The organism is Anoxybacillus sp. P3H1B (assembly GCF_001560855.1).
Taxonomy (GTDB): domain Bacteria; phylum Bacillota; class Bacilli; order Bacillales; family Anoxybacillaceae; genus Anoxybacteroides; species Anoxybacteroides rupiense.
Genome location: NZ_LPUG01000009.1, coordinates 444,556 through 462,821 on the forward strand (window position 1 = coordinate 444,556; position 18,266 = coordinate 462,821).

General features: G+C 42.7%; 17 protein-coding genes. 8 read left to right on the forward strand and 9 right to left on the reverse strand.

Going from position 1 to position 18,266, the window contains the following annotated elements; translation table 11 throughout:
• Positions 1-10: 10 nt before the first annotated feature.
• The 6 genes from nadE to nadB form a co-directional block, all read right to left on the reverse strand.
• Entirely contained in the window at positions 11-751 is a 741-nt protein-coding gene (nadE, locus tag AT864_RS02530; RefSeq protein WP_066146119.1) for an NAD(+) synthase, read from the reverse strand.
• A 35-nt stretch (positions 752-786) separates the two neighbouring features.
• Positions 787-1,731 (reverse strand): phosphotransferase, encoded by a 945-nt coding sequence (locus tag AT864_RS02535; RefSeq protein ID WP_082741624.1) that lies wholly within the window; start codon positions 1,729-1,731, stop codon positions 787-789.
• A complete protein-coding gene (gene safA / locus AT864_RS02540; protein WP_066146123.1) occupies positions 1,703-3,130 on the reverse strand; it encodes a SafA/ExsA family spore coat assembly protein in 1,428 nt (475 codons plus the stop codon). The genes AT864_RS02535 and safA overlap by 29 nt, the downstream gene beginning before the upstream one ends.
• Positions 3,131-3,272: 142 nt before the next feature.
• Complete coding sequence (gene nadA / locus AT864_RS02545; protein WP_066146127.1) at positions 3,273-4,376, reverse strand: quinolinate synthase NadA; 1,104 nt, start codon at positions 4,374-4,376, stop codon at positions 3,273-3,275.
• A gap of 18 nt (positions 4,377-4,394) precedes the next feature.
• Positions 4,395-5,228: a carboxylating nicotinate-nucleotide diphosphorylase gene (nadC, locus tag AT864_RS02550; protein WP_044744669.1), complete on the reverse strand. Its 834-nt coding sequence runs from the start codon at positions 5,226-5,228 to the stop codon at positions 4,395-4,397.
• On the reverse strand, positions 5,225-6,772 hold the full coding sequence (nadB, locus tag AT864_RS02555) for an L-aspartate oxidase (protein ID WP_066146130.1): 1,548 nt from the start codon (positions 6,770-6,772) through the stop codon (positions 5,225-5,227). The genes nadC and nadB overlap by 4 nt, the downstream gene beginning before the upstream one ends.
• 102 nt (positions 6,773-6,874) lie before the next feature.
• Between nadB and AT864_RS02560 the strand changes: the two genes are divergently transcribed.
• Together AT864_RS02560 and AT864_RS02565 are read left to right on the forward strand one after the other, a co-directional pair.
• The gene (locus AT864_RS02560; protein WP_066146133.1) at positions 6,875-8,008 is read left to right on the forward strand and encodes an IscS subfamily cysteine desulfurase; all 1,134 of its coding nucleotides are present in this window, start codon (positions 6,875-6,877) and stop codon (positions 8,006-8,008) included.
• A 5-nt stretch (positions 8,009-8,013) separates the two neighbouring features.
• Positions 8,014-8,553, forward strand: coding sequence for a transcription repressor NadR (locus AT864_RS02565; protein ID WP_066146136.1), 540 nt, complete (start codon positions 8,014-8,016; stop codon positions 8,551-8,553).
• Positions 8,554-8,756: 203 nt separating this feature from the next.
• Here AT864_RS02565 and AT864_RS02570 read toward each other — a convergent pair whose 3' ends face one another.
• Positions 8,757-9,578 (reverse strand): undecaprenyl-diphosphate phosphatase, encoded by an 822-nt coding sequence (locus tag AT864_RS02570; RefSeq protein ID WP_066146138.1) that lies wholly within the window; start codon positions 9,576-9,578, stop codon positions 8,757-8,759.
• 347 nt (positions 9,579-9,925) lie between these two features.
• On the opposite strand from AT864_RS02570, the gene AT864_RS17830 reads away from it, so the two are divergent.
• From AT864_RS17830 to AT864_RS02580, 3 genes are all read left to right on the forward strand, one after another.
• Positions 9,926-10,090, forward strand: a complete 165-nt coding sequence (locus AT864_RS17830) for a hypothetical protein (protein WP_156450479.1) — start codon at positions 9,926-9,928, stop codon at positions 10,088-10,090.
• A gap of 490 nt (positions 10,091-10,580) precedes the next feature.
• Positions 10,581-11,231 carry a hypothetical protein gene (locus tag AT864_RS02575; protein WP_066146141.1) on the forward strand — a complete coding sequence of 217 codons (651 nt, stop codon included), beginning with the start codon at positions 10,581-10,583 and terminating at the stop codon, positions 11,229-11,231.
• Positions 11,232-11,260: 29 nt separating this feature from the next.
• Positions 11,261-12,448 (forward strand): efflux RND transporter periplasmic adaptor subunit, encoded by a 1,188-nt coding sequence (locus AT864_RS02580; protein ID WP_066146144.1) that lies wholly within the window; start codon positions 11,261-11,263, stop codon positions 12,446-12,448.
• A 359-nt stretch (positions 12,449-12,807) separates the two neighbouring features.
• Here AT864_RS02580 and uvrA read toward each other — a convergent pair whose 3' ends face one another.
• On the reverse strand, positions 12,808-15,261 hold the full coding sequence (uvrA, locus tag AT864_RS02585) for an excinuclease ABC subunit UvrA (protein WP_066146147.1): 2,454 nt from the start codon (positions 15,259-15,261) through the stop codon (positions 12,808-12,810).
• A gap of 173 nt (positions 15,262-15,434) precedes the next feature.
• On the opposite strand from uvrA, the gene AT864_RS02590 reads away from it, so the two are divergent.
• The gene (locus tag AT864_RS02590; RefSeq protein WP_044744677.1) at positions 15,435-16,190 is read left to right on the forward strand and encodes a MerR family transcriptional regulator; all 756 of its coding nucleotides are present in this window, start codon (positions 15,435-15,437) and stop codon (positions 16,188-16,190) included.
• Positions 16,191-16,672: 482 nt separating this feature from the next.
• Here the strand turns inward: AT864_RS02590 and AT864_RS17835 are convergent, their stop codons facing one another.
• Positions 16,673-16,816, reverse strand: a complete 144-nt coding sequence (locus AT864_RS17835; RefSeq protein ID WP_156450480.1) for a hypothetical protein — start codon at positions 16,814-16,816, stop codon at positions 16,673-16,675.
• A 121-nt stretch (positions 16,817-16,937) separates the two neighbouring features.
• On the opposite strand from AT864_RS17835, the gene AT864_RS02595 reads away from it, so the two are divergent.
• Entirely contained in the window at positions 16,938-17,165 is a 228-nt protein-coding gene (locus AT864_RS02595; RefSeq protein ID WP_044744678.1) for a hypothetical protein, read from the forward strand.
• Positions 17,166-17,728: 563 nt separating this feature from the next.
• Positions 17,729-18,211 (forward strand): MarR family winged helix-turn-helix transcriptional regulator, encoded by a 483-nt coding sequence (locus AT864_RS02605; protein ID WP_066146153.1) that lies wholly within the window; start codon positions 17,729-17,731, stop codon positions 18,209-18,211.
• The last annotated feature ends 55 nt before the right edge of the window (positions 18,212-18,266 follow it).

Below are 18,266 nucleotides of genomic sequence, written 5' to 3' on the forward strand. Positions count from 1 at the left end.
CCCATACACATTAAAATTTTGGCGGCGCAGCGGCCAACTGGCGTTTATGATGTGAACGATGATGTAGCTTCTCAATGATGGACCGATCTTTTTCCGGAATTTCTTCCCCTTTTAAATATTTATCAATCATTTCATAAGTTGTTCCCATTTCATTTTCATCTGTTTGGCCTTCCCAAAGACCCGCACTTGGCGCTTTTGTAATAATTTCCTCAGGCACACCAAGAATTCGGGCCATTTCGCGAACTTCGCCTTTTGTAAAATGAACAAGCGGAACAAGATCGACACCGCCATCTCCATATTTGGTAAAATAACCTGTGTGCCATTCAGCCGCGTTGTCAGTTCCAACTACGATATAACCATAATTGTTGGCGACCGCATATAGCGTTGTCATCCGCAAACGCGCTCGCGTATTGGCATCGCCAAGACGCGCCGCCTCCTCATTCCATTCTCCTTTTTCTTTAAGCTGTTTTTCGATTTCTGCAAATAATGTTTGATGCGTCTCTGTTAAATCAATCACAAAGTGGCGAATACCCGAGCTTTCAACGACCTTTAATGCATCCTCTTGATCCTTTGGATTGCTCTTGCACGGCATAATTAATCCTAAAGAGTTGTCCGGAAAAGCCCGTTTAATAAGATGCGCCACCACAGCCGAATCAATTCCGCCGCTAATCCCGACAATCGCCCCGTTCAATCCAGCTTTGCTTACTTGTTCGCGAAGCCAGGCCACTAACTTTTCAATTTTCTCCTCCATGATTCAACTTCCTTTCACGAAAAATAAGATATACGTTATCTTATCATATTGGCGATTTTTTGCACAAACTGTTTGCGATGTTCAAAGTATGGAATCGCGAAAGGCTTTCGCTTCTTCATCAATGATCGGCATTCGCGAAATATATCGCTTGGAAAAATCAAGGCCATTAAAAACCATGGCTTTTCTAAAAAAGCTTCCAATATAGGACATTTTTTCAATAAAGCAAAAGACCATTGCATATATGGCAATATGCGATTGGCATATTGCAAATAATCGATGCCGCTTGGAGCGACCGCTATTAAGTCATAATCAATTAAATAGGCACTTCCGTTTTCAGCCCGCAAAAAATTGTGTGAAGCGACATCGCCATGAATAATGGTCATCGGTTCTGCTAATAAAGAAGGAATGAATAAAGGAATTTTTTCTAAGCTATATTGGGCACATTGCAAAATAAAAGTAAGCTCCTCATGCCTCATGATTTGCTGCCATACTGGCAAATCATGAAGAAAAGATAAATATCTTTGCTTCCATCTTTCACACAGCTGATAATAAGGCAGCATAGTGGCAACAAACGGCTGCTGCAGCAAACGCTGCGAAAAAATATGGTACTCATAAAGCAGGCAAAGGCCTTCGTTTCGATCTTTCTCGCTTGTAAAAACAAACGGATTGGAATGCGGAATATACTCCTGCAGCGTCCAACAGGCATTTTCAGAAACGACCACCCCAGTAATAGAGGGAGCGGCTTGAAAGCCTGCCTGTTTTAATAAACGAATAAACATCTGCTGCCGCGACGCTTCAAAAAAGGTGCGATATTTTTTCACAATCCATTTTCCTTTATTTGTATCAATTATTTGTACATGTGGCTTAATAGCCGCCGCTTCCTCCACGCACAACCCATATTCCGCTTGAAGCAAAAGAAAGAGACGATGGCTCTCACCGTCTCCTATATGTCTATTCTTCGTAGTCGCTGCTTTCCCCATATTCTGGCATCATAAAAAATTGTTGTGGATTTTGCGGGAAAGCGGCAGGTTGTGGCGACTGGTAATAAGATGGCTGTCCCGGCCCTTGTGCATACGGATAAGCTGGTGCCGCGGCTGGATATGGTGAAAAGCTTGACGGCTGCTGTTGCGGATACGGCGAATAATAGCCAGGAGCCGTTGATCCGTACATTGGTTGATAGGTTTGTACAGGCCAACCATAGCAAGGCATCATCGGAACCGGGTAACATCCTCCTGACATCTGCTGCGGAGATACCATCATTGGTTCTTCAGGTGGTTGAACATTAGGCGGCATATTCATATTAGGCGATACATTAGGTGATACATTAGGCTGAAGGTTCGGGGAAGCATTTGGCTGTATATTCGCTGATGAAGCCGGCGGTGCTGGCGGTCCCCACTCATGCGATTCGATGCTTTCCTGTACTCCAGGAAACGGATGCGAGCCGCTCTCCCCGTAGAATGGTGCGACAGGCTGCGAGAACGGCGCAGCCATCGGCGCTACCGGAGCCTGCGGATAATAAAATCCATAACCTGGCATGACAGGAGTAACCGGAATGCAGCCTTGCTCTTGAGGTGGCAAGTAAGCTGGCATCTGGTAGGTCGGCTGTTGTGGCTGCGCAATCGGAACATATGGAATGGTCGGCAGTTCCGGCGGTTGATCATGTTGATCGTATGATGGATGCTCCTGATTCTCTGATGGCTCTATGTCCGTATCTGGCTTCATAATATTCGGTAAAATGTTGTCCGGCTTTGGCGGAATCGGCGGCAGGCCAGGTATTTGATTTGGATAATTCACATTTGATTGCGGCGAAATCGATGGATTAGCTTGGAATGGTGTTTTGTGATCATGCTTTTCTGCCGCTTGATTCACGCCAATATTAGATTTAGGTGGCTCATAAGACGGCTGCTTTGGTAGTTCTTTCGGAATATTGGCCGTCGGCGCTTTCGGAGTTTCCTTTGGCTTTTTCTCAATTGGTGCTGTCGGTTTGGGCTTCGGCACTTCATTTATCGGTATTTCTTGAGCAGGCGGATTAATGTTCACGTTCGGAGCGATTTCAGCTTCAAAATTGAATGAAGCAAACGGTTTAGCGTTGGAAAATGGATGCTCTTGAACCGGCTCTTCTTTTTTCGGATATTCCTTTTTTGGATGTTCTTTGTTCGGATACTCTTTTTTTGGATATTCCTTCTTTGGATACTCTTTGTTTGGTGCTTCTTTTTTTACCGGAACCCCTGCAGTCGGAATTTTAATTTTCATTCCCGGCATAATTAAATCCGGATTGCTTAATTGGCCATTTAAGTGCTTTAACTGCTCAAAATCAACTCCGTATTTTTGCGCGATTTTCCAAAGCGTATCTCCTTTTTGCACAATATGGATTTTCACTCCGTTCCCCCTCCTACACTCAAACAATAATCATTCTATTTCATTGGCACGTTGTCATCATCATCCTTCAACATAACTTATGAAGCAAAAAATGAATTTATGATAAAAAAATAACAAGGTCTGCATATAGACCTTGTTATGTCTAAGCGAGCGCCAACATTCTCTTTAATGCTTGTACGGCATCTTCGGCAATGGAGACCGGCACGGTGATTGGATTGATGATATTTCCTTGCTCTAATGATTCCAACGCCCATAGCAAATGTGGCAAATCAATGCGATTCATCGTTAAACATGGACACATGTAAGGGTTCAAAGAAATAATTTCTTTATCAGGATGCTGTTGAATTAACCGGTTGACGAGATTCATTTCCGTTCCAATCGCCCATTTGCTCCCAGAAGGAGCTTTTTCAATCATCTCAATAATATATTTAGTAGAACCGGCATAATCTGATTTTTGTACGACTTCCCAGCTGCACTCTGGATGGACAATAATATTCATATCCGGTTTTGTTTTCCGAATGTAGTCGATATGCTTCACTTGAAAATTTTCATGAACGGAACAATGTCCTTTCCAAAGAATGACTTTAATTCGCTTGATCTCTCCCTCGTACTCAAGCGAGTCCGTTAACGGGTTCCAAACCGCCATTTCATTAAGCGCAATGCCAAGTTTATATGCCGTATTTCTGCCTAAATGTTGATCCGGCAAAAAGAAGATCCGCTCTTTTTGTCCAAGCGCCCAAGCGACCATTTTTTCTGCATTCGAAGAAGTCACGGTCGCTCCACCGTTTCGCCCTACAAATGCTTTAATGGCTGCTGTCGAGTTCACATAGGTTAACGGCAAAATCGTATCGCCAAACAGTTCTTGTAAAATCGGCCATGCTCGTTCCACTTGCGCCATATCCGCCATATCGGCCATCGAACAGCCTGCGCGCATATCCGGCAAAATGACTTTTTGGTGGTTTCCTGTTAAGATATCCGCCGTTTCCGCCATAAAATGAACACCGCAAAAAACAATATATTCTGCTTGCTTATTTTTTGCGGCCACCTGTGCGAGCTGTAAAGAATCCCCTGTTGCATCCGCAAACTGAATGACTTCATCCTTTTGATAATGATGTCCAGGGATAAATAGCTTCTCCCCCATTTTCTCCTTAATCTTCCGAACACGCTCCTCCATTTCAACCGCGTTAAGCGTTTTATACACTTCTGGCATATGATCCTGTTTTTGCATCATTTCCAATACGTTCATATTTCGTTCCCTCCTCTTTTATCCTTCAATATTAAAACTAATATCGAGCGCTTTCACAGAATGAGTTAAAAAGCCTAACGAAATATAATCAACGCCTGTATCGCCATACTCGGCAAGATTTTCAAGGGTGATGCCGCCGGAAGCCTCTGTAATAATAGCAGAAGGCACAAGCTGAACAAACTCTCTAATTTCTTCTGGTGTCCGGTTATCAAACATAATGACGTCCGCTCCTGCCTTTACGGCCTCTATTACTTGTTCCCTCGTTTCCGTCTCCACTTCGATTTTAACCATATGACCAAGCTGCTGGCGCACGGTATGAACCGCTTTTGTAATAGAGCCGCAAAAGGCAATATGGTTATCCTTTATCATCACCGCATCGTATAAACCAAAGCGATGGTTATATCCGCCGCCGCATGTGACCGCATATTTTTCCAGCATTCGAAGTCCTGGAGTTGTTTTGCGCGTATCGCAAATGCGCGTATATTCGCTATTTAACGTCATCACCGCCTGATGAGTAATGGTAGCGATGCCGCTCATTCTCTGAATCAAATTCAAAATGACACGTTCGCCCGTTAATAACGGAGCAATGGGACCGGAAACCGAAGCAATGACGTCTCCTTTATCTACTTTTTCGCCATCTCGCTTATATAGCGTAACGCTAATCGATGGGTCCAGCAGGTGGTACGCGGTTTTCATAATGTCAGCGCCAGAGAAAATACCGGCTTCCTTAACAAGAAATGAACCAGAAGCTAAATGATGATGAGGAAAAATCGTCTCGCTAGTCACATCACGTTCGCCAATATCTTCTAAAAAAAACTGTTGCAGCATTTGTTGCAGCTTGATGATATTCATGCTGTTCCTCCTATTCTCGCGAAAAATTCCTCTTTTGTTCGTAAAATCCGCCGCTTTTTCCAATGCATGGCCTCTGTCGGGTAATCCGAACGGTAATGGCCGCCGCGGCTTTCTGTACGCTTAAGCGCTGAGGTAGTGATCAGCCATCCAGTAATGAGCATGTAAGCAACGGTGATTTCTTCTTCTGTCCATGAAGTGACGTCGGTCTTGACAAGCTCCGGAATAGAAAATTGCTCCAGCCACTTTCTTGCGGTCGCTAAGCTTCGTTCATCTCTCACAATCCCTACATATCGCATCATGATCTCTTGAATTTGTCCCTTATCCGGCAACGAGCCTGTAAAGCTTTTAACCGAATTCGGCTTGACAAACGGAAAGCGTCGCCCCTTTTCTGCACTCCCGCGTTGCTTCAACACTTCAGCTAAACGAGCGCCAAACACCAGTCCCTCAAGCAGCGAATTGCTCGCCAAGCGGTTAGCGCCATGTACTCCAGTACAAGCCACTTCTCCGACTGCATACAAGCCCGCAAGCGATGTTTGTCCCGATAAATCAACTTGGATTCCTCCCATTAAAAAATGAGCGCCTGGTACAACAGGAAGCCGGCCATCCTGCAAACCAACACCGTGAGACTCGCATAATTTCGCTATTGTTGGAAATCGCTCCGCAAAATTTTTAATCATCGAAATGTCGAGATAGACACGGCCGCCTTTGGCGGTTTCGGCATGGATCGCCCGAGCTACGACGTCTCTTGGCGCTAAATCTTGCTGTGGATGGATGGACTCCATCAATTTTTTCCCATCTTCTGTGACCAGTACCGCCCCTTCTCCCCGCACAGCTTCAGAAATCAATCCGACCGCCCTGCCATTCACATAAAGCATCGTGGGGTGAAATTGAATAAATTCCATATCCGTCACAGCTGCACCGGCCCGATACGCTAAGGCAATACCATCTCCAGTCACCGTTTCAGCATTAGAGGAGAAAGAATACAGCCTTCCACAGCCGCCGGTTGATAATACAACGGCATCCGCATAATAAGCACCTGTTTTCGTGCGCACACCGATACAGCGCCCGTCAGCGACAAGCAAATCAATGACGCGCTCATCTTCCACTATGGTGACATGGCCGTATAGCTTTTCCATTAAAAACGAGGTCATCGCTTTTCCCGTCTGATCGCCTCCTGCATGCAAAATTCTCCGCTGGCTATGGGCTCCTTCATTTCCAAAATGAAAATGTCCGTTTTGATCCGTATCGAATTGCAAGCCGGTTTCCACCATCTCTAAAAGCCGTTTCGGGCCTTCCTGAACGAGAATTTCTACAGCACGTTCATCATTATGATCTGCTCCAGCAATGATCGTGTCTTGATAGTGAAAATGCCAATGATCTTGGCCAGACAAAGCAGCAGCGATACCTCCTTGCGCTAACCAAGAATTACTCTCTTCTTTTTTCGCTTTTGTGAAAATTATCACATTTTTATGCTCAAACAAATGATAAGCCGTTACGAGCGATGCTAGGCCTCCGCCTACAATAATCACATCCGCTTGTGGCATACAAAAGCCCCCTGTTATTATTTACTGTCTTGACACCTATATTGACACATAATTAAACTGATGACAAGACTTTTATTTTTCCAAATGTGAGGGAATGATTATATGATTTATCTTGATTATGCAGCGACAACACCCATGAGCGAAGAAGCATTAACCGCTTATACAAAGGCGGCTTCATCATATTTCGGCAATTCAAGTAGCTTACATGATATCGGCAGCCACGCAGCCCAGCTTCTGCACATTTGCCGCCAGCAGCTTGCCGAATTGATCGGCGGCGATGAAAGAGGTCTTTATTTTACAAGCGGCGGTACAGAATCCAATCTTCTTGCCGTCCGTTCGATGATTGAGGCCCATCGCCATAAAGGAAATCATTTAATTACAACAGCAACCGAGCACGCATCGTTATATCATTTATTTCAACAGCTTGAAACGGAAGGCTATGAAGTCACGTATTTATCTGTAGATCGCTTCGGCCAAATTGATCTGGCTGAGTTGGAAAATGCCATCACTCCGCAAACAATTTTGGCTTCGATTCAGCATGCAAACTCCGAAATCGGCACCATTCAGCCGATTCAAGAGATCGCCAAACGCTTGCGAAAACACGGGGTCATCTTTCATAGCGACTGTGTACAAACCTTTGGTAAAATACAAGTGGATGTACAAAAAATGGGGATAGACAGCTTATCTATCTCCTCGCATAAAATTTATGGCCCTAAAGGGGTCGGGGCTGTCTATATTGATCCGCGCATCAAATGGACCTCTTGCTTCCTCCAGGCAACACACGAATTTGGGTTTCGCCCTGGAACTGTGAATGTGCCAGGCATTGCGTCATTTGTCACCGCTGCGCAGCAGGCCTGCGAACATTTAGCCGATGAACATGCGCGGCTTGAACACCTTCGTCAGTATACAATTTCACGAATTCATGAGAAGCGGCTGCCTGTTGCCATTGAAGGACATCCCGACGCCCACTTGCCAAACATCCTCGGTCTTTCAGTACAAGGAATGGAGGGGCAATATGCAATGCTTGAGTGCAACCGCTACGGCATCGCCATTTCGACAGGGAGTGCTTGTCAGGTCGGAAAGCAAGCTCCTTCACGGACGATGATCGCAATTGGAAAGGAAGAAGATGAAGCGAAGCAATTCGTCCGCATTTCATTTGGCAAGTGGACGACACTAAACGAAATAAACCGTCTTTTAACCGTGTTGGAAACCATTTGTCAACAACGAAAGGAGTAGAGCCTATGAAAATCGAGAAGAAAATTTTAGGGGAGAAGCGGCGAGAGCTGATTTTAAAATGGCTCAAAGAAAGCGGACTGCCGCTTACCGGAGCGGAGCTAGCGGCAAAAGCGAACGTCAGCCGTCAAGTCATCGTCCAAGACATTTCGCTGCTTAAAGCGCGTAACGAACCGATTATCGCCACAAGCCAAGGCTATCTCTACTTAAAAACGCCGGCTCCTAACCAAATTTATACGCGCACCATAGCCTGCTACCATACACCGGAACAAACAAAAGAAGAGCTATACTTAATTGTCGATCATGGAGTGACCATAAAGGATGTAAAAATTGAACACCCCGTCTACGGCGATTTAACGGCTTCTGTCATGGTCAGCAGTCGTCAAGAAGTGGATCAGTTCATTCAAAAAATTAAACAAACCAACTCCTCCTACTTGCTTCAGCTCACAGACGGCACGCATCTTCATACGCTCGAAGCCGATTCGCTGGCCAAGCTTGACGCCGCTTGCCAAGCGCTGCAAAAAGCTGGTTTTTTAATTGAATCGTAATGCGAAATCAGGTTGTAGGCAAAGTCTATTTTGATTTTGTCTACAACCATTTTTCATTTTATCGTTTATAGTGACATCTCCACAACAGGCTAGCTTTCACCCATAATAAAACACCGTTCTTGTTTAGAACGGTGTTAAAACAAAAAGCACCTCTCCCCCCCCTACACTCTGTTTAGAGGTAGGAAGCTTCTCAATTCGATCTGTTAAAAATAGAGAATATAGATCAAACACGCTAATGCGATTCGATAAACGGCAAAAGGAATCAACCGAATGCGATTAATTAATTGAAGGAAAAACTTTATGGAAATTAACGCGAAAATAAAAGCGCTAATAAACCCTACTATAAAAAATGGTATCACATCTACGGTGAAATACTTCCATTTGCTTACGAGAGACAGAAAACTCGCCCCTGCCATAATCGGAACCGCCATAATAAACGTAAAATCGGCCGCCGCCCGGTAGCTCATTCCAAGCAGCACACCGCCTGATATGGTCGAGCCAGAACGAGAAAATCCAGGCCACAACGATAAGCATTGAATTAGCCCAATGAAAAAGGCTTGTTTATATGTAATCTGATCCACTGTCTCAACCGTTTGTTTGCGCCCACCGAATAAATCCGCGGCAATCATTAATAGGGCCCCAATGACCAGACCAATCAAAACCGTCTTTGTCGAAAATAAATGTTCATCAATATAATCTTCAAATAAAACACCCAAAATTCCTGCAGGCAATAATCCAACAATCACATGGGTTAAGCGAAGCCGGTTCGGCCGGTCGCTTGTCCCTTTTTTCAACCCTAATAGCTCAATAAATCGATTTCGGAACACAACGACCACCGCCAGAATCGAACCAAGCTGAATGACAACTTTAAAGGCATTCGCTACTCTTTCATTTAAAAAATCTTGAGAGCGAAGCCACATATCATCCACAATAATCATATGGCCAGTTGAAGAAACAGGGGCAAATTCTGTTAGGCCTTCCACAGCACCTAAAATAAGTCCGACAAGTAGTTCCCATAAGCTCATAGATTTAGTCTCCTTACCTTTTATTTTGCTTATTCATTTTTATAGAACACTTCCTTACAAATGCCCATAAAAACGGCCGTATGCTAAAGACGCATAGGCCCACCAAGGCACGCTTAAAGCAAAAGCACCCCCTTCATCGCCAAAAAACGCATAGCCCCCAAATCGCCATAAGCAGAGGGGTCGATAAGCGCGCAATAAAGAATGAGCTCCTTTTGCTCTGTCCAACATTCTTGATGATATTTTAAGGAACCCATTTTTTAGATCTTTTCTATGGTTTGTTCCATGATGATTTCGACACTGAATCCACCGTTTGCGAAAGATCTCTATCCTACGAAAGGATGGCATAGATGCCCCATTCCCAAGCAGAAATTGCTGTTTTCGACGGTCGGAGACAAGTCACGGACTTGTCTCGGTCACGCCGAGAAAATGGTGACACGCTTCATTGGATGGCACCGCTAAAAGAAAGATTCACTCCAGCTGCACAAGAGCTTTTAAACGATATCAACCTATAATACTCAAATAAACTTTTATATATGTTTCATTTTTTCATGGACAAAGATGGGCCTTATTCTTTTTGGTCATTCCGTTTCATTCTGTTGTTACTGAATGCTACGGCCTTTAAACGGCACAAAAATGGTAAGCCCCGCTTGATATCATGCTATTTCTAGCACCAGTCTTTATTTTTTAGGAGCCGTATTCTTTCATTTCGTTGCTGCTAAGATGGATTCCATTAACAATCGGGACTATCATTTTGGCTATTGGTATTATACTTGGGTTTATTAAATTTTTCAAAAGTAAGCGATAAAAATAAAAAAATTTCCTCCAATGATCCTAGCCCGTTCATTGAACAATGATAATGGAGGCTTTTCACGAGCCTCTCCCATCTATACTTTAAATATGTTCATAAGGAAACCATTGAAAATAATACCTTAGATGACAAATTCTTTACCTTTATATTACAATAGGCTTATGTCTACTTTGATACATATGGGGGATTTACTGATGGTATATAAAAGCAATCCGCTTAAAGAAATTTTTCAGCCGAAAATTGCGTTTGCCCAGCTTAGGGAAGCGGAACGGTTAAAACATGTGGCGATTGTCGCCTTTCTTCTCTTATTTTTTCATGTCATTCTTTCATTGCTTCGTGGTTATTTTGGTATGGATGGAGAGGAACTGACTAAATATCTTGACCAATACACAGGTGAGCAATTTGCGTTTCTTCAGCTTTTATTCGCATTGGGCCATGTTTTAGGAGGGATATGTGTCCCGCTGTTCTTTTTATTCATTTCTTCTATCATTTTTTATTTGTTTTTTGATATTCATTTTCTAAAACTATTCACCATTCAACTAGCAATTTTATCTATTTTCTTACTTGAAGATATGATTCTCTTTCCATTTCAGCTATTTCTCGGGATAAAAAATCTCTTTTCTCCTTTTTCTCTTGGAGTGTGGGGACCTTATATCACGAAACACACCTTTATATGGTCTCTTTTGCGAACCGTTTCCGTCTTTTCGATCTGGGCCATATCGATACAAATCATCGCTCTTCGCTCCTTGACGGAAAAGCCGGTCCAACGCGTTGCGATGATTGTGATCGCCGTTTATCTCTTTTTCGGCATAATGATTAGTAGCTTATACAAACTTTCTATTTAGTGAATTGTAATGAAAGGCAGGGGAAACGGATGAAACGTTGGAGACCATATATATTGATCGTCCTCGCATTATGTATTATAGGGGCAAACTTTTATCTTTTGTTTCATCAGCATAGCAAAATTCCAAAATCAGTCTATGTGAACGAACGGAGCAAACCAACCAAAACCAATATAAAAGAGACGGTTGACACGACCGGCATCACGGCGCCAGCGGAACGAAAATTCATTTACGATCATCCACAGTTCGGCACCATTGCTGAAATCCTTGTCACACCCGGACAAGAAGTACAAGCAGGCACACCGCTTATCCGTTATGCCAACGAAGAAATTGACCGGGAGCTGCAGCGCATCGCAAGCAAACAAGAACAACTTCGCACACAAATGGAGCAGCTTTCGGAAGATGTTGATTATTATACAACGCTGGCCTCTTCGGTTACGGAAGATCGTCTGGAGAAAGTACAATGGGAGGAAAAAGCGCGGGAAGCAGAGCAGAAAAAAGCATTGCTCGAATCAAAAATACAGGAATACGAGGCAGAACAGAGCCAACTAACAGAGAAAAAAGAGGAACTCGTTGTCAAAAGTGAAACAGCCGGTTGGGTCGAAGAAATCAGCGATCATCCTTCCAAACCGCTGATCACCATTGCTTCCCCTTCCGCAGTTATCCGTGGAAAAGTGAAAGAGAAACGATTCGGAGAAATCGCCGTTGGACAAAAAGCAGTGGTCCATGTTCCAAACGAAAAAGCAGCCTTTACCGGCACGATTATGGATATCGGCAAATTTCCAGTCACCGAAACAAGTTTTCAAGAAAAAAGCGAATATCCGTTTACCGTGCAGTTGAACGAACAGCCCAAATCCCTTCCTTTCGGATATCACGTCAACATCACAATCGTGACAAAAGAAAAAAACGGAGCGATGACTGTTCCTGCCGAAGCGGTGTGGCATGAAAAAACGAAGTCATTTGTCTATGTGATTCATCGCGGCAAACTCGAAAAACGAAAGGTAACACTTGGAATTTCACATGGAAAGAAACAAGAAATTGAACGCGGTCTTCGCCCAAATGAAACGATTGTGTCCCATCCAACGAAACAGATGAAGCACGGAATGGACATCATCGTCCCGCTTGAAGTGAAAACACCAAAAAAGGAAACGATGAAGCAATTATCTAAATGGGTCATTGCTAAGCACTTCCTTGATGGATTTTTCCGTGCGCTCTATTAATATACGTTTTAAAAAACAGGCCTTTTCCTACCATAAACGAAGGAAAGGCCTGTTTTTCTTCCTTCTTAATCCAAAGATTCGTGCTCTTCTTCCCCTTCATATACCGGGATATGAACCTCCCATCTCCATGCCGTTAAGAGGTGAAAGACTTCGCGATAGGCATTTGAAAATAAGAGAGCAAAGCCAACCTCTTCATCGATATACATGACTGGCTTACTTTGGCTATGATTGATTTCCCGTCAAAAAACACTCACTGTTCGCATTTCTTACCAACTCACTCACCTATCTGAGCGAGAAACATTCCCTAACACCAACCAGAACAGGATCTTTATTTCTTCGACAAGTGACAAGCACCTCTGCTATATCAAAAATCTGCCTGTATAAGAGTTTGGATTACTCGCAATTTCCTCAGGTGTCCCTTCAGCCATCACCATTCCTCCATCATTCCCTCCTTCTGGTCCTAGATCAATCACCCAATCGGAGGAGCGAATGATTTCGCTATTGTGTTCCACAACGATGACCGTGTTTCCCGCATCAACGAGCTTATGGAGCAAAACAAGCAGCTTGTGTACATCGGCTGGATGTAACCCGACGGTCGGCTCGTCCAATAAAAAAAGCGTCCTATTAGTAGTTTGGTTCTTTAATTCTTTTGCCAATTTCAAACGCTGCCCTTCTCCCCCGGACAACGTTGTGAGCGATTGCCCCCATTTTAAATAACCGAGACCGATTTCACATAATAATTGAATCACCGATGAGATTTTTCGATGATCTTCGAATATTGGCAGGCTCTCTTCAATCGATAAGTCGAGAATATCAGAAATCGAATATCCTTTATACTTTGCTTTTAACACTTTTTCTTCAAATCTTTTCCCGCGACAAACTGGACACTCTACTTCTTGTTCCGGAAGAAAATGCATGACTAAAGAAACCATTCCCATTCCTTGGCAATTTTCACAACGGCCTCCTGGACTATTAAAGGAGAAGTCTTTTGCACTTAGGTGATTGTTTTTGGCTTCCGGCAAATTCGCATAAAGGTTGCGAATATGTGTAAATACGTCCGTGTATGTGGCAATATTTGAACGTTTCATTCTGCTTAACGGCGATTGGCCGACGGTAATCATTTTATCAATTGCTTCAAAACCGATTATTTTTTCACACCCTTGATGAACACCGCTTTCCCCTTCCGCCAGAACATCAAAAACGAGCGTCGACTTGCCTGACCCGGAAACCCCGGTCACACTAACAAGGCAGCCTAATGGAAAAGAGACGGTAATATTTTTTAAATTATGTTTGTGCGCATGATAAACGGTCAAATACTCGCCAGTCCCTTTTCTTCGCTGACATTTACGTTCTGATCGATTTCGTAAAAAGGCGCCGGTAACCGATGATTCCTGCTCCATTAATTCAAGCAAAGTTCCCTCTCCAACTACCGCTCCTCCAAGATGTCCAGCACTCGGCCCCATATCAATAATGTAATCCGCTTCCTTCATGACATCCACATCATGCTCAATGACCAGAAGCGTGTTCCCAAAGTCTCTCAGCTGTTTCATCACTTGAACGAGACCTTTTGTATCTCTTGGGTGAAGTCCCGCAGTCGGTTCATCTAAAATGTAAAGTACACCGGTCAGTGCCGAGCCAATGACGGTCGCCAGTCTTAAGCGCTGCGCTTCCCCTCCGGAAAGAGTGATGGTTTGCCTGTCAAGGGATAGGTACCCTAAGCCGACATGGATCACCCGCTCTATTTTGACAATGAGACTTTGCAGAAATGATTCAACAATTTCCAGTTTATCACTAGATAACGCTTTCTGTAATGATTGGGCCCACGATAACAGCTCCTCAAGCGAAATATTGGTAAGATCCGTAATTGGGACACCCGCTACGACCACTTCCCTGCTCTCTTTTTTCAACCGTTTTCCCTCACAATCGGGACATTGTCGTGAATAAAAAAGGTGGGCTTCCCCTGAGTTGCCGCCTTTTTCGTTGTATCTCCTTCTCATCCCGGTAAGCACTCCCTCAAATTTTCCCGCCGCCACCGTCTTAGGAGGCTTTTTATCAGGAAAATAAGTTGTAAATTCCTTGCTTTCGACACCATAAAACAATAGGGCCCTTTGTTCATCGCTAAAATGCTTTAACGGCCGATATTCATCTATTGGAATTCCGTAATAGTCACAAGCTGCTTTAAATACTTGCTTCTGATATTCACCGTAAGTGCTATTCCATATGCGCACACACTGTTCTTTTAAACTGGCCTCTTCATCGAACACTAAATCGACCTGAATGTCATTTACTTTCCCTAATCCATCACAAGTCGGACAAGCACCTTGAGGAGTATTAAAAGAGAAATGGGAAATGGTGAATTTTTCTAACTGTCTGTAGCAATTAGGACAAGAGACGGATTGTAACGTTTCCCCCACATTAGCTTCATTTTCTACCATTGGTAATATGGGCGTTTCGCAGGTGGGACACTTGCGTTCTCCAAGTTTTTCATAGATCAACCGCAAATAAGTGTACATACCGGTCACTGTCCCTACTGTTGAGCGAGGGTTTCGATTCGTTATTTGTTGGCTGATACTAATGGACGGTGATAATCCAATCATGAAGTCCACTTTCGGTTTTTTAATAAAATCAACGGTCATGCCTAAAGATTCCATATATTGTCTTTGGCATTCCTGATTCAGTGTTTCCATCGCCAGTGAGGACTTTCCTGAACCCGACGGCCCTGTCAAAACTACCAGCTTGTTTTTGGGGATGTTTACAGAAATGTTTTTTAAATTATTTTCTCTCGCACCCTTTATCATAATATGGTCGTGCACATCAATACCTCCCTTAATTTAGGCAATTCACCCCCATTATATAACATTGATGCAAGTCCTAAAGTTTGATAAATTGATCATGAAAATAACGGGATTTATTTTATAAAAAGCCGTCACCCATGGTTTAATGTTTTTTTATAAACTTTCTATCTATGTATAAAGGAGAGACCCAAATGATTCGTCCCATTGACATCGCCCGCAAATTAAATATAAGTACAAGCGCTCTTCGGCATTATGAATCGTGGGGGCTTGTCCCTCCCCCAGAGAGGAAAGCAAACGGTTATAGAATCTATACTGAAACACATGCCGCCTATTTCGAATGCATTCGCGCAATGTATCCGGGATTTGGCATGGAACTGATCAGAAAAATCATGCCCCTTTTACATGAAAACAAAATTACGGAAGCTCTATGGCTCATCAACGAAGCCCAAGCGAATGTATACGATGAAAAACAACGGGCTGAACAAGTTTTGAAAGCATTAAAAACGAGTGACAGCGATGAATTTTTACCAAAGAAAAAACAAGGTTGGTTTACCATCGGGGAAGTGGCTAAAGTGGTGGGGGTGCCCAGCTCCACATTAAGGCATTGGGAAAAGGAAGGAATGATCATCCCAAAGCGGGACGAGGAGAACGGATACAGAAAATATAGCCGTGCCGATATCCGTAAATTATTAATTATTCGCACACTACGCGCAGCTGTTTACTCGCTCGATACAGTCAAAGAAATGATCGCTGAATTTGACAATAACAATATTGCCCAAGCAGAAAAAATCGCAAAAGACTCCCTTTTATATATGGATCACTTAATTACGGAACAACTGCGCGGAATGTATTATTTGTATAAGCTATGTGCGAAAATTGCTTCTGACAAAAAAGCGCCATTTCTAATCAAGAAAGATGATAAAACCAATAGTTCCTTGTATGAATAACGAGTCGTCATTTTTCCCCATGGCTCCAAAATGTTTCGTGAAAATATATGCAGTATCAGGTGTGTTGATGATCCAATAAAAACCCATTGACATGGCTTGATTTCCTCGCTTTTCTGCCGCAGTCGGCAAGCCATTCGCTTGCCGCTCGGCGTCTAGCTCAATCATTCCATATTTTTAGTAAAATCATGGCTCAGTAACACTCGTGAAGCAGTCGATTATTTTTTTCTATCACGAGGATCCAACATACGTTTAATGAAAAAATAAAGGATCAGCAATTCGCTTCCCAAACCTACGGGAAAAACAACAACATAATATAAAAGGCTAGGTCGATTAATACCAAGTAAGGTTTCTAAATAATGACCATCTAAATAATTGTAAATACTTTTCCAAATAAATAAACATATAAAAAGAAAGATTAATTTTTTTCATCAGACATCAACCTATCCATTATTTTGTTTTCCATCCAATAGTATAGCGCCTATTCAATATCGTTGAATGCTACATCTATTTTGTGGCTCGTACCATTCAAAGTTTCTTGACTGATTTATAGAATATCCTTGTGTGGCTGCTTCTTTTATGTTGTTATGGACAGCGGCTTCATCCCATAAACCAAGCCACGTACTCATCCGATTCCCCCTCTAGGCGCATTTTGCACAGCTAGGGAGATTTTCCATCATATTCGACAAGTGATAAACACTGATCTCATTCCCCAAAATTTATGTTACAATTCAAAAAAGGAGGGAGAAAATGGATTTCTTTTGGATAGGGTTATTATTTTGGTTATTAATGGGGTTTTCTGTTTTCTTTCTTATGTTGGGATTGATGAAAAACAGGAGAATCCATTTTGTATTTAGTGCTTTACTATTTTTGCCTGTCGCTTATTATTTCAGGGGCGCAGAGAATGCTTGGAAGTTTATGATGTTTTATCCTCTCATTCCTATATTGCTTGCCATATTTTTTGTAAAAAAGCGTTAAGTAATATAGAATCTCTAACCGTTCATAAACGCGCTCCACATTTACTGAGTATTTTTGTATATCCAATCCAGTGGAAGGAGAATTCACTTTGGATCTCTGAGCGGCTGATGAGGACGAGTTCTCTCATGTCTCTGGGTATCCATGTGCCGACATTCCTTCACTAAGCAGAGGCTGATGAAATTCTCCCGGGGACTCTAGGTGAAGAATGAGAGAATAGCTAAACATCCGTCTTTGAGCAGTTTTGCGATCACCAGTGCTTTTTTGCCTCGTTCTTCATCTGTCAAATTGTCCGAGTTGTTTGGACCATTTTGCACGCATCGGATTGCCCCCAACGGGACTCTTATTTCCTTTAGGAAATAGATGAGATTCAACCCATAATGGACGACCGATTCGACGCCAACGATCACTCCCGTTTTTTCCGAATTCCTCATTACCTCTTGGATGAGCGCATTTCAGACAAGTTCGATAAGTGACAGGCACCATTCCAAGTTGACAAGCATAGACCTTTCACATAATATAGAATTAAATATTACGACATTAGAAATATACGGGAGTAGAATAAATTGATTCGATATGAAGATTTTCTTGAACTGTTACTAAACAACGCTAGAAAACTCCTTTCTCCAGAAGAATGGTTAAAGATTGATTTATCTCTTTCTAAAACAGAAATATTTTGTTTACTTTGGATGAGCCGCAACGATGAAGTCATTATGAGCCAGATTGCCGACTTCTTAAATATTCCAATGAGCACGGCAACCGGTATTGTAAATCGTCTTGTAAAAAATGGATATATGGAACGCTATCGAATTGAAACAGATAGACGTGTTGTCGTCATTCGCTTAACAGAAAAAGGAAAGGATCTAGCAGAAGAAATCAAGAGAAAGACCTCTCATTATTTCGCAATTGTCATTAGTGCACTAGACGAAGAAGAAAAAACATTTTTACTTCGCATCTTCCAAAAAATTATGCATCATCTCAATAATCAACAAGTTCATTCCCAAGAAGAACATCCTATAAAAAGAATTCAAAATATCCCAATAGAATAAAAACCCATTGCGGGTTTTTTGTCTATCATTTATTTCGAAAGTCGTAATATTTGAC